The following is a 12,123-nucleotide window of genomic DNA, read 5'->3' as shown; positions in this document are numbered from 1 at the left end:
CGGTGTGCGCAGGCTGGTGTTCTCCTCCACCGCCGCGACCTACGGCGAGCCGGAGGCCGTGCCGATCGCCGAGACCGCCCGCACCGCGCCGACCAACACCTACGGTGCCACGAAGCTGGCCGTCGACCACCTGATCACCGGCGAGGCCGTCGCCCACGGTCTGGCCGCCGTCTCGCTGCGGTACTTCAACGTGGCCGGCGCGTACGGCGCCTACGGCGAGCGGCACGACCCGGAGTCGCACCTGATCCCGCTGGTGTTCCAGGCGGCGCTCGGGCAGCGCGAGCACATCGCGGTGTACGGCGACGACTACCCGACGCCGGACGGCACCTGCATCCGCGACTACATCCACGTCGCCGACCTCGCCGACGCCCACCTGCTCGCCCTGGACGCGGCCAAGCCGGGCGAGCACCTGATCTGCAACCTCGGCAACGGCAGCGGCTTCTCGGTCCGCGAGGTGATCGAGTCGGTCAAGCGCGTGACCGGCCGCGAGATCCCGGTGCGGGTCTCCGGCCGCCGCGCGGGCGACCCGGCCGTCCTGGTGGCCTCCGCCGAGCGTGCCCACCGCGAGCTGGGCTGGACCCCGCGCCGCCCGAACCTGGACGACATCGTCGCCGACGCCTGGAAGTTCACCCTGGAGAAGAACGGCCTGTAGCCCCTGCGGGCCGGTGGCCCCGGCAGCCCGCCCCGGCGCCCGGGCCGGACGCGCCGCGAACGGAGCGCCGCCCCCGTACGGACGGGGGCGGCGCTCCGGCGTTCCCGGCGGCCCGAGAAGCACCAAGTCGCGTCAATTTCTCACCTCCTGACGAAACTTCACCAAACCCCCACCGAGTCGGCGGCCACCCCGTACGCTGATTCCGGTACCGGTGGGGGCCGGCACCTCGGCTCTTCCGGGTATCCGGGAGGCGGGCGGCGCAGGAACGCCCGGGCGGCGGAGGCAGGACCGGGGCGCCGCCCCGGACACGGGCCGGAGCTGAGCAGGGGGGAAGTGACGATGGGACGGATCCGCGTCCTGGTGGTCGACGACCACCGGATCTTCGCCGAGGCACTGGCCGCGGCGCTCGCCGCGGAGCCCGATGTCGAGGTCGGCGCGGCAGGCAGCGCGGCTGCCGCGGAGCGGGCGCTGGAGCGTGCCGCCACCGAGGGCCGCGCCTTCGACGTGGTCCTGGTCGACGCGGACCTGGGGGTCGCCGAGGCGGGGGCCGCCGCGCGCAGGGCCCGCCAGCCGGGTGTCGACCCGCCGCCGGAGGTCCTTCGCCGCCGACCCGTCGCCTTGCCTTCGCCCCGCCGTCCGGCCGCAGTCCCCGGGGGGCCGGGCACCCCGACCGCAGGATCGTCCGGCCTCGCCGGACCGCTCGGCAGCGCCGGATCGCCCGGTGCCGGCGGCGCGCCCCCCGGGGCGCACGCCGTCCGCCACCCGTCGGCGCTCCGCCCGGCCGCTCACCCGGCCGGCCCGTACCCGGCGGAATCGGGGCCGGCGACCCCGGCCGTTCCGGGTTCCCCCGCCGCCCCGGCGTCGACCGCCCAGGTGCCCGACGGCATCACCCTGCTGGCCCGGATCCGCCGCCACCATCCCGCGCTGCGGGCGATCGTCCTGGCCACCGCCGACGACCCGCACCGCGCCGCCCGCGCCCTGCACGCCGGCGCCACCGGCTGGGTGGCGAAGGAGAGTTCGCTGGCCAGGCTGCTGGCGGTGATGCGGGGCGTGCTGCGGGACGAGACGCACGTGCCGCCCGCCCTGCTCACCGGCGTCATCCGGGAGCTCACCACCGCCCGCCGGGACCGCACCGAGAGCGAGCGGCTGGTCGACACGCTCACCCCTCGGGAGAAGCAGATCCTGCGCTGCATGGTCGCCGGCCTCGGCCGGCAGGCCGTCGCCGAGCGGCTCTACCTGTCCCCGCACACCGTGCGTACGCACATGCAGAACGTCCTCGGCAAGCTCGGGGTGCACTCCACCCTGGCCGCTGTCGCGGTGGCCCGCCGGGCGGGTGTCAGTCCGTCCGAGCCCGCCGCTCCCGCGGCCCCGTCGTCCGTCGCCACGACCGCAGCTCCCGGCGCCGGCTGATCCGCCCGTCTCACCGCCGTACCGGCTCAGGTCCGTCAGGTCAGGGAACTCCGGAGGACACATGTCGCCGCACAGCACTTCCGCACGCCCGCACACGGCCGGGGAGGGCGCGAACCAGGGCGAGAGCGCCCAGGACGGGCTCCCGGGCGCCCCACTGCCGGCTTCGCGCGCCCCGGCCGCGCCGCCGACGGGGTTGCGGACCCTGGTGGTGGGCGCCGGTGCGGCGGGCACCGCGCTGGTCCGCGACCTGGGCCGCGCACCCGAGTTCGGTCTCGTGCCGATCGGCCTGCTCGACGACGACCCGGCCAAGGCCGGCCGGTCGGTGGACTCCGCCCCCGTCCTCGGCACCCTCGCGGAGCTGACCGGGCTCGCCGTCGAGTACCGGGCCCAGGTCGTCGCCCTGGCCATCCCCGGCCTCGCCCCGCAGCGCGTCCGCGCCCTGGCCACCGCCGCCGCGGCCGCCGGTGCCGCCGTCCGCTACCTGCCGTCCTTCCTGGCGGCGCTCCGCCGGGAGGTGGTCGGCTCCGACATGCGCAGCCTGGACGTCAACCGGCTGATCGGCCGGCACGAGGTGCACGTGGTCTCGGCCGACGTCCGTGACGTGATCGAGGGCCGGCGGGTGCTGGTGACCGGCGCCGGCGGCTCGATCGGCAGTGAACTCTGCCGCCAGGTCCAAGCGTTCAACCCGAGCGCGCTGTACATGCTGGACCACGACGAGTCCAACCTGCACCGGCTCCAGCTGGACATCTGGGGCGAGGCACTGCTCACCGACGAGTCGCTGGTGATCGCCGACATCCGGGACCGGCCGCGGATCCAGCAGATCTTCCGCGACCTGGAGCCCGAGGTGGTGTTCCACGCGGCCGCGCACAAGCACCTGCCGCTGCTGGAACGGCACCCCAGCGAGGCGGTGAAGTCCAACGTGCTCGGCACCGACCACCTGGTGGAGGCGGCGCTGGCCACCGGGGTGGAGCGGTTCGTGCTGATCTCCACCGACAAGGCGGCCGACCCGACGTCGGTGCTCGGCGCCAGCAAGCGGCTGGCCGAACTGATCGTCCAGGCGAACGCCCGGGACGCGCGCAACCTCGGCACGGGCGTGTTCTCCGCCGTCCGGTTCGGCAACGTGCTCGGTTCGCGCGGCTCGCTGCTCTCGGTGCTGGCCGAGCAGCTGCGCAGCGGCGGCCCGGTGACGGTCACCCACCCCGACGTGACGCGGTTCTTCATGACCATCGAGGAGGCCGTCGGCCTGGTGCTGGAGTCCGGCCGGATGGCGCGCGGCGGCGAGGTGTTCGTGCTGGACATGGGGGAGCCCGTGCGGATCGTCGACCTGGTGCACAACTTCGCCGAGCAGGTGCAGCTGGCCCGGGACGAGGTCGAGATCCGCTACACCGGACTGCGGGCGGGGGAGAAGCTCAACGAGGCGCTGTTCTCCGAGGGCGAGGAGCGGCAGCCGACCGCGCACGCCCGGATCTACGCGACCCTGGCCGAGTCCGGCTCCGGGCCGGAGGACCTGGCGGGCGGCCTGACGGGGCTGTACGAGGCGGCGGCGGTGAACAGCGACGACGAGGTGCGCCGCCGGCTGGCCGAGCTGCTGCCGGGCTACCGGACACCGGATCCCGTGCCCGCCCCGGTGCCGGCGCTCAGCGCGCCCTACCCGGACGGCTTCTGAGCGGGGCCCGTCCCCGCGGACCTCCGGGGTTTCCTCCACCGGGTCGGAAGGCCCGGGTCGGACGGTTCCGGGTCGGGAGGTTCGGGCCGGACGGTTCGGGTCAGGGGATGTTGTCGAAGGGGGCGACCAGCTGCCGGAGCAGTCCGGCGAGTTCGCCCCGCTGAGTGCCGGTCAACTGGGCGAGCAGCTCGCGCTCGTGCGCGAGCAGTCCGGCGAGTGCCTGGTCGGCGCGGTCGCGTCCGTCGTCGGTGAGGCGGACCAGGACGCCGCGCCGGTCGTCCGGGTCGGGCAGCCGCTTGACCAGGCCCTTGCCGGTGAGGCGGTCGATCCGGTTGGTCATGGTGCCGGAGGTGACCAGGGTCTGGGTGAGGAGCTGGCCGGGGGAGAGCTGGTACGGCGAGCCGGCCCGCCGCAGCGCGGTCAGGACGTCGAACTCCCAGGGCTCCAGCCCGTGCTCGGCGAAGGCCGCCCGACGGGCGCGGTCGAGGTGCCGCGCGAGCCGGCTGACCCGGCTGAGCACCTCAAGTGGTTCCACGTCGAGGTCGGGGCGCTCTCGGCGCCATGCTGCGACCAGCCGATCGACCTCGTCCTCCATGGCGATCAGTGTATCGGGGGTTGTGTCGATGTGAAGTCTCTTGACATCGAGAATTCCAGGGCGGACGCTTCGACTGGATATCTTGATGTCGAGAGACTTGGGAGGTGGGCCATGTCCGCACCCGTCTGGGACCCGGACCAGTACCTGCGCTTCGCCGACGAACGGACCCGCCCGCTGCGCGACCTGCTCGCCCGCGTCCCCTCCGTGCCGAACGAACCCGCCGCCACCGTCCTCGACATCGGCTGCGGCCCGGGCAACTCCACCGCCGTCCTGCGCGAACGCTGGCCCGGGGCGCGGATCACCGGGGTCGACAACTCCGCCGAGATGCTCGCCGCCGCCCGCGCCGGGGGCGGGGAGCCCACCGCCGACTACCTGCTCGCCGACGCGGCCGGCTACGACCCCGCGGCGGCGGCCCCCGACCTGATCGTCTCGAACGCGGCCCTGCAGTGGATCGGCTTCGAGCCGGGCGGCCGGTCCGGGTCCGGGGACTCCCCGGCGGGGGACGGCGGGCGGGGAGCGGCCGGCGGGCACCTCGACCTGCTGCGGCGCTGGGCCGCGGCGCTCAGGCCCGGCGGGGTGATCGCCTTCCAGGTGCCCGGCAACTTCGGGTCGCCCAGCCACGTGCTGCTCGCCGAGCTCCGCCGCAGCCCGCGCTGGCGCGAGTCCGTGGGCGGGAACGCCGTCCGGGCCGGCGTCCACCGACCGGACGAGTACCTCCGGACGCTCGCCGAGGCCGGCTGCACCGCCGACGTCTGGGAGACCACCTACAGCACCCTGCTCACCGGCGACGACCCGGTGCTGGAGTGGGTCAAGGGCACCGCACTGCGGCCCGTGCTCACCCGGCTCGCCGACCCGGCCGACCGTTCGGCCTTCCTGGCCGAGTACGGCGCGCTGCTCCGGGAGGCCTACCCGGCCGGGCCGCACGGCACGGTCTTCCCGTTCCGCCGGATCTTCGCCGTCGCGGTCCGGCGGGGCTGAGCTGGCTCAGGCCTTGCGGTCGCCGACCAGCTTGGGGTGCCGCTCCATCCCCTCCAGGCCGTGCCAGGCCAGGTTCACCAGGTGGGCGGCCACCTCGGCCTTCTCCGGCTTGCGCACCTCCAGCCACCACTGGCCGGTCAGTGCGACCATGCCCACCAGCATCTGCGAGTACATCGGGGCGAGCCGGGCGTCGAACCCCCGCGCCTTGAACTCCAGCCCCAGGATGTCCTCCACCTGCGTCGCGATGTCGCTGATCAGCGACGCGAAGGTGCCCGTCGACTGGGCCACCGGCGAGTCCCGGACCAGGATCCGGAAGCCGTCCGTGGACGTGTCGATGTAGTCCATCAGCGCGAACGCGGCCTGTTCCAGCAGCTCCCGCGAGTGCCCCCCGGTCAGCGCCCCGGTCACCATGTCCAGCAGCAGCTGCATCTCGCGGTCGACCACCACCGCGTACAGCCCCTCCTTGCCGCCGAAGTGCTCGTACACCACGGGCTTGGACACCCCGGCCCGCTCGGCGATCTCCTCCACCGAGGTGCCGTCGTAGCCGCGCTCCGCGAACACGATGCGGCCGACCTCCAGCAGCTGCTCCCGACGCTGCTTGCCGGTCATCCGTACCCGGCCGCCACGGCGGCGCGGTGCCGGCGCAGCACCGTCCGCCCCGGCGGCGGCACGCGGACGGGCCTGCGCCGGATCGGGCGCCGCGTCCGTCCGCGTGCTCCGGTGGCCGCCTGTGCTGTCTGCGCTGCTCCCGTTCACCCCTACATCATGCTGCAGGCGGGCCCTCATGCGGCGCGGCGGGCGGCGATCCGCTGTGCGTCCGGCCAGCGGACGTCCCTGGCCCAGCCGGCCAGCTCGAACCAGCGGATCAGCCGGGCCGAGGAGTCGATCTGTCCACGAAGGACGCCGTGCCGGGCCGAGGTCGGGTCGGCGTGGTGCAGGTTGTGCCAGGACTCGCCGCAGGAGAGCACGGCCAGCCACCAGACGTTGCCGGAGCGGTCGCGGGAGCGGAACGGCCGGTGGCCGACCGCGTGGCAGATCGAGTTGATCGACCAGGTGACGTGGTGCAGCAGTGCCACCCGGACCAGCGACCCCCAGAAGAAGGCGGAGAGCGCGCCCTGCCAGGAGAGCGTGACCAGCCCGCCGACCAGCGGCGGGATGAGCATCGAGAGGGCGGTCCAGAGCCAGAACAGCCGGGAGATCCGCCTTATGGCCGGGTCGCGGATGAGGTCGGGGGCGTACTTGAGCTGGGAGGTCTGCTCCTCGTCGAAGAGCCAGCCCATGTGGGCCCACCAGAGGCCCTTGAGCAGCGCCGGGACGGACTCGCCGTAGCGCCAGGGCGAGTGCGGGTCGCCGTCCTTGTCGCTGTACCGGTGGTGCTTGCGGTGGTCGGCCACCCAGCGCACCAGCGGCCCCTCGATCGCCAGCGAGCCGGCGATCGCGAGGGCGATCCGCAGCGGCCGGTTGGCCTTGAAGGCGCCGTGGGTGAAGTAGCGGTGGTAGCCGACGGTGATGCCGTGACAGGTGAGGAAGTACATCACCGCGGCGATCGCGAGGTCGGTCCAGCCGAGTCCCCATCCCCAGGCCACCGGGACGGCGGCGACCAGGGCGGCGAACGGGACGGCGATGAAGAGGCCGAGTGCGATCCGCTCGGCGGCCCCCTGCCGCTCCCCGCCGCGGGTGGCGGAGAGCTGCGGCGGGCCGGGGTCCGGGGAGTCGGCGTCCGGGGAGTCGGAGTGCGGGGAGTCGGAGTGCGGGGGGTCGGCGTGGGGGGTGGCGGTGGAGCGCGTGGAGTCGGCGCGCGCCTCGCCTGCCTGGATGCTCATGGGTGTCCCTTGCGGGGGAGAGGACGGGAGGCTACGTTCGCGTAACCTACGGAATCGTAGGTTGTGCCCCGCCAACAAGGGAATACGCCGCCGGGCGGCGCATGGGTGAATTCACCCGACTGGATGGCTGACGTCCCGATCCGGCCCGTGTCCACCCGCCCGGCCGCGGAACACCGGTGACGCCCACCGCGGCTGCCTGGTCATCACCGCGCGGGGAGGCGCCCGTCCCTGCCGTCGGATCGGGGTCGGAGGATTGGTGCAGCGGATACCCAGGGCGAGGTCGACTCGGGTAGGGTTTCAGCGACTGTCCGCCGTGGTGTAATGGCAGCACAGGGCCCTTTGGAGGCCTTTGTCTGGGTTCGAATCCTAGCGGCGGAGCCACCCCGCGCCTCGACTGCGCGTGTCACCCGGCCGCCGGTATTGTCTGGGCTGTCCGGCGGACTGTGCGAAGGCGACCGGCCTGTTGTCCCGGCCGGGCTGCTCTGCCCTCTCTGTGAACCGAATGAGGAGCCTCCCCCCGTGAGTGCCAATTCGCCCGCCGCCGTTGTCGTGCTTGCCGCCGGTGGCGGGACCAGGATGAAGTCGAACAGCCTGCCGAAGGTGCTGCACGAGGTGTGCGGACGGTCCCTGGTCGGCCATGCGGTGGCGGCCGCGGAGGAGCTGACGCCGGGCCAGCTTGTCGTGGTGATCGGCCACCTCCGGGAGAAGGTCCGGGAGCACCTGGCGGCCCGTCATCCGCAGGCCCGCGCCGTCGTGCAGGAGGAGCAGAACGGCACCGGGCACGCAGTGCGGACGGCGCTGGAGGCGCTGGCCGCCGACGGGATCGAGCTGGACGGCACGGTGATCGTCACCACCGGGGACGCGCCGCTGCTGACCGGGGAGACGCTGCGCGCCCTGGCCGACGCGCACGACGCGCAGGGCAACGGCGTCACCGTGCTGACCGCCGTGGTGCCGGACCCCTTCGGCTACGGCCGGATCCTGCGCGACGGCGTGGACGGTGTGGACGGCGCGGTCGCGGCGATCGTCGAGGAGAAGGACGCCTCGGACGCCCAGCGGGCGATCGACGAGATCAACTCGGGGGTCTTCGCCTTCGACGCCGGGCTGCTGGTGCAGGCGCTCGCCGAGGTGACCACCGACAACTCGCAGGGCGAGGAGTACCTCACCGACACCCTGCAGATCCTGCGCAAGGCGGGCCACCGGGTGGGCGCGGTCGTCGCCGCCGACTACCGGGACATCCTCGGCATCAACGACCGGGTGCAGCTGGCCCACGCCCGCCGGCTGCTCAACGACCGGCTGCTGGACCGCGCGATGCGGGCCGGCGTCACCGTGGTGGACCCGGCGACCACGTGGTTCGACGTCCAGGTGTCGTACGAGCCGGACGCGGTGGTGCTGCCCAACACGCAGCTGCAGGGCGGCACGCACCTGGGCGAGGGCTGCGAGGTGGGCCCCAACTCGACGATCAAGGACACCCGGATCGGCGCCGGCGCGCGTGTGACCAACACCACGGCGGACGGCGCCGAGGTCGGTGACCTCGCCGTCGCCGGGCCGTACGCGTACCTGCGGCCGGGCGCGAAGCTGGCCCGGAAGGCGAAGGTCGGCACCTACGTCGAGGTGAAGAACTCCGAGCTGGGCGAGGGCGCCAAGGTGCCGCACCTCTCGTACATCGGCGACGCCACCATCGGCGAGGGCGCCAACGTCGGCGCGGCCTCGGTCACCGTGAACTACGACGGGGTCCACAAGCACCGCACCGTCATCGGGGCGCACTGCCGTACCGGTTCCGACAACATGTTCATCGCTCCCGTGACGGTCGGTGACGGCGCCTACACCGCGGCCGGTTCGGTGATCACCAACGACGTTCCGGCGGGCGCGCTCGGCGTGGGCCGGGCACAGCAGCGGAACATCCCCGGCTGGGTCGAGCGCAAGCGCCCCGGAACGACATCGGCGCAGGCCGCGGCGGCTGCCACGGCCGCCGGCCGGGAGGGCTCGCCGGAGGCCTGACCGGTCGGGTGCCGGTCCGGCAGATGGTCCCGGGGCGGACGGTTTCTGTGCGGGCGCGTAACCTTGGGGTCATGCGTGCGCCGCAGGGCCTACCGCCCGTGTCCAGGCGTACCGACAATTCCCCGACTCCCTCCCGCAGGCAGGCGCGAGCCTGCCTGTGCGGTGCGGACGGGTTCAGCGTCAGCAACGCGAGGAGACGGTGGCAGTGAGCGGGATCACCACGTCGGGCGAGAAGAAGCTGAAGCTCTTCTCCGGCCGTGCCCACCCCGAGCTGGCGAGGGAGGTGGCCGAATCGCTGGGGACCGAACTCGTCCCGACCAAGGCCCTGGACTTCGCCAACGGTGAGATCTACGTCCGTTTCCTGGAGTCGGCGCGAGGCGCGGACTGCTTCGTGATGCAGAGCCACACGGCTCCCATCAACCAGTGGATCATGGAACAGCTGATCATGATCGATGCTCTCAAGCGGGCCTCGGCCCGGAGCATCACCGCGATCCTGCCGTTCTACGGGTACGCCCGCCAGGACAAGAAGCACCTGGGCCGCGAGCCCATCTCGGCCCGCCTGGTGGCCGACCTGCTGCGCCAGGCGGGCGCCGACCGGCTGATGGCCGTGGATCTGCACACCGCGCAGATCCAGGGCTTCTTCGACGGCCCGGTGGACCACCTGTTCGCGCTGCCGCTGCTGGCGGACTACGTGGGCGGCCGGGTCGACCGGGCGAAGCTCACCGTGGTCTCGCCGGACGCCGGCCGGGTGAAGGTCGCCGACCAGTGGTGCGACCGTCTGGACGCGCCGCTGGCGATCATCCACAAGCGCCGTGACATCACGCAGGCCAACACCATCCTCTCGGCCGACGTGGTCGGTGACGTGCAGGACCGGGTCTGCGTCCTCGTCGACGACATGATCGACACCGCCGGCACGATCTGCGCCGCGGCCGACGCGCTCTTCGAGAACGGCGCCGCGGACGTCCTGGTGGCGGCCACCCACGGTGTGCTCTCCGGCCCGGCGGCCGACCGGCTGAAGAACTCGCGGGTCAGCGAGTTCGTGTTCACCAACACGCTGCCGACCCCGGCCTCGATCCAGCTCGACAAGATCACGACGCTGTCGATCGCCCCGTCGATCGCGGCCGCCATCCGCGAGGTGTTCGAGGAGGGCTCGGTCACCAGCCTCTTCGAGGGCGTGCACTGACCTTCGCGGGTGCGCACCGACCGAGCCCCGTGCAGGCGGCCCCGGTTCCCTCGGGAGCCGGGGCCGCCGCCGATTTCGCGAGAGGCCACCGGTCCGGTTAGACTCGTGAAACTGCTCGGCGAGGGATGCCGTGTGCCTGCTTGCCGGGTGCCCGCTCCGTGATCGACGCGCTGCCGGCGCCGGATTTTCCGGGCACCGGCAGAAGTCGTTGCGCCGCCGAGTGACCCCCGAATGTTACGAGGGTGTGGTCCCGGCGGTTTTTTCGCATTGCCTGCACCCCGCGCCAGCTTTTACGAGGAGTGCAGTCGTGTCCGAGATCCGCATCGCCGCTGAGACCCGTTCCGAGTTCGGCAAGGGTGCCGCCCGTCGCGCCCGCCGTGCCGGCTTCGTCCCCGGTGTCGTCTACGGCCACGGCCTCGCGCCGGTTCACCTGAACCTGCCCGGCCACGACCTGATGATGGCCCTGAAGACCCCGAACGCCCTGCTGGTCGTGCCGATCGAGGGCAAGGACGAGTTCGTCCTGCCGAAGGCCGTCCAGCGTGAGGCCATCAAGCGCACCATCGAGCACGTCGACCTGCTGCTGGTCAAGCGCGGCGAGAAGGTCACCGTCGAGATCCCGGTCCAGGCCGAGGGCGAGCTGGCCCCGGGCGGCAACCTGCTGGAGCACGTCCTGCAGGCCCTGCCGGTCGAGGCCGAGGCCACCCACCTGCCCGAGGCCGTCACCGTCTCGGTCGAGGGCCTGGAGGCCGGTGCCTCCATCCACGCCAAGGACATCACCCTGCCGTCCGGCGTGACCCTGGCCGTCGACGGCGACACCGTCGTGCTGCAGGTCATCGCCGCCCAGGCCGCCCCGGCCGAGGCCGAGGCCGAGGCCGAGGGCGCCGAGGCCTGAGCCTTTCGGCAGGCTTCCCGGCAGGCCCTTCGACCGGCCTGTCGACCAGCTTGAGACCGCTGCCCCGGTCGCTCCCCGTACTGGGAGCGGCCGGGGCAGCGGTGCGTCCGGGATGATGGCGGTGCAGGTGACCACGAGGAGCGGTGGGATGAGCGAGGACGTGTACGAGGGCCCCTGGCTGGTGGTGGGGCTGGGCAACCCGGGGGAGCAGTACGCCAGGAACCGGCACAACATCGGGTTCATGGTGGTGGACCTGCTGGCGCAGCGGATGGGTGCCAGGTTCAAGGCGCACAAGAGCCGGGCCCAGGTGGCCGAGGGGCGGCTGGGCGGGCGCCGGGTGGTGCTGGCCAAGCCGATGTCGTTCATGAACCTCTCCGGCGGCCCGGTCACCGCGCTGCGGGACTTCTACAAGGCGCCGACCTCGGCGCTGGTGGCCGTCCACGACGAGCTGGACATCGACTACGCGGCGCTCCGGCTGAAGTCGGGCGGCGGGGACAACGGCCACAACGGGCTGAAGTCGATCACCAAGTCGCTGGGTCCGGAGTACCACCGGGTGCGGTGCGGGATCGGCCGCCCGCCGGGCCGGATGGAGGTCGCGGACTTCGTGCTGAAGGACTTCTCCGCCACCGAGCGCAAGGAGCTGGAGTGGTTCGTGGACCGCTCGGCGGACGCGGTGGAGGCGCTGCTCTCGGAGGGTCTGGAGCGGGCCCAGTCGACGTACAACTCCTGACCGCCGCCGTGTGAGTCGCGTCACGGCCCGGGCCGGTCGGGGCAGGTCCGGCAGGTTCGTCGGGGCCGGTCGGGCGGCGTCCGGCCGGGTCCGCGCCGGGGCCGTCGGCGTGCGGCGGGGCGGGCCCGACCTGCCGTGCGGCACCGTCGGGGCGGCCCGGCGCCGTGCCGCGGGCTGCGTACGAACGGGCGGCGGG

General features: G+C 73.3%; 11 protein-coding genes and 1 tRNA gene. 9 read left to right on the top strand and 3 right to left on the bottom strand.

Annotated features, from left to right (window positions below; genetic code table 11):
* The 3 genes from galE to ACFWOG_RS23290 form a co-directional block, all read left to right on the top strand.
* The coding region (gene galE / locus ACFWOG_RS23300) for a UDP-glucose 4-epimerase GalE (protein ID WP_380360727.1) at positions 1–652 on the top strand (652 nt) is incomplete at its 5' end.
* 339 nt (positions 653–991) lie between these two features.
* Entirely contained in the window at positions 992–2,062 is a 1,071-nt protein-coding gene (locus tag ACFWOG_RS23295) for a LuxR C-terminal-related transcriptional regulator (protein ID WP_329947837.1), read from the top strand.
* Between the two features lie 61 nt (positions 2,063–2,123).
* On the top strand, positions 2,124–3,728 hold the full coding sequence (locus tag ACFWOG_RS23290) for a nucleoside-diphosphate sugar epimerase/dehydratase (protein ID WP_329947836.1): 1,605 nt from the start codon (positions 2,124–2,126) through the stop codon (positions 3,726–3,728).
* A 100-nt stretch (positions 3,729–3,828) separates the two neighbouring features.
* Here the strand turns inward: ACFWOG_RS23290 and ACFWOG_RS23285 are convergent, their stop codons facing one another.
* A complete protein-coding gene (locus ACFWOG_RS23285; RefSeq protein ID WP_329879141.1) occupies positions 3,829–4,323 on the bottom strand; it encodes a MarR family transcriptional regulator in 495 nt (164 codons plus the stop codon).
* A gap of 111 nt (positions 4,324–4,434) precedes the next feature.
* On the opposite strand from ACFWOG_RS23285, the gene ACFWOG_RS23280 reads away from it, so the two are divergent.
* Positions 4,435–5,301, top strand: coding sequence for a methyltransferase domain-containing protein (locus tag ACFWOG_RS23280; protein ID WP_329947835.1), 867 nt, complete (start codon positions 4,435–4,437; stop codon positions 5,299–5,301).
* Positions 5,302–5,307: 6 nt separating this feature from the next.
* On the opposite strand, the gene ACFWOG_RS23275 is transcribed toward ACFWOG_RS23280, so the two are convergent.
* The gene (locus tag ACFWOG_RS23275) at positions 5,308–5,910 is read right to left on the bottom strand and encodes a TetR/AcrR family transcriptional regulator (protein WP_327680125.1); all 603 of its coding nucleotides are present in this window, start codon (positions 5,908–5,910) and stop codon (positions 5,308–5,310) included.
* Positions 5,911–6,083: 173 nt separating this feature from the next.
* Positions 6,084–7,124, bottom strand: a complete 1,041-nt coding sequence (locus ACFWOG_RS23270; protein WP_380360724.1) for an acyl-CoA desaturase — start codon at positions 7,122–7,124, stop codon at positions 6,084–6,086.
* A gap of 307 nt (positions 7,125–7,431) precedes the next feature.
* Between ACFWOG_RS23270 and ACFWOG_RS23265 the strand changes: the two genes are divergently transcribed.
* The 5 genes from ACFWOG_RS23265 (at position 7,432) to pth (ending at position 11,927) form a co-directional block, all read left to right on the top strand.
* Positions 7,432–7,505, top strand: a tRNA-Gln gene (locus ACFWOG_RS23265).
* A gap of 138 nt (positions 7,506–7,643) precedes the next feature.
* Positions 7,644–9,122, top strand: a complete 1,479-nt coding sequence (gene glmU / locus ACFWOG_RS23260; protein WP_329947833.1) for a bifunctional UDP-N-acetylglucosamine diphosphorylase/glucosamine-1-phosphate N-acetyltransferase GlmU — start codon at positions 7,644–7,646, stop codon at positions 9,120–9,122.
* A 205-nt stretch (positions 9,123–9,327) separates the two neighbouring features.
* Positions 9,328–10,305, top strand: a complete 978-nt coding sequence (locus ACFWOG_RS23255) for a ribose-phosphate diphosphokinase (RefSeq protein WP_329879137.1) — start codon at positions 9,328–9,330, stop codon at positions 10,303–10,305.
* A gap of 307 nt (positions 10,306–10,612) precedes the next feature.
* Positions 10,613–11,197 (top strand): 50S ribosomal protein L25/general stress protein Ctc, encoded by a 585-nt coding sequence (locus tag ACFWOG_RS23250; RefSeq protein WP_329947832.1) that lies wholly within the window; start codon positions 10,613–10,615, stop codon positions 11,195–11,197.
* A 148-nt stretch (positions 11,198–11,345) separates the two neighbouring features.
* Positions 11,346–11,927, top strand: coding sequence for an aminoacyl-tRNA hydrolase (pth, locus tag ACFWOG_RS23245; RefSeq protein ID WP_329947831.1), 582 nt, complete (start codon positions 11,346–11,348; stop codon positions 11,925–11,927).
* Positions 11,928–12,123: the final 196 nt, after the last annotated feature.

Origin of the sequence: Kitasatospora sp. NPDC058406 (assembly GCF_042722765.1) — a bacterium.
In the GTDB taxonomy this organism is placed as follows: domain Bacteria; phylum Actinomycetota; class Actinomycetes; order Streptomycetales; family Streptomycetaceae; genus Kitasatospora.
The sequence above is the reverse complement of the archived record's forward strand: the minus strand, read 5'-3'. Positions and strand labels throughout refer to the sequence as shown.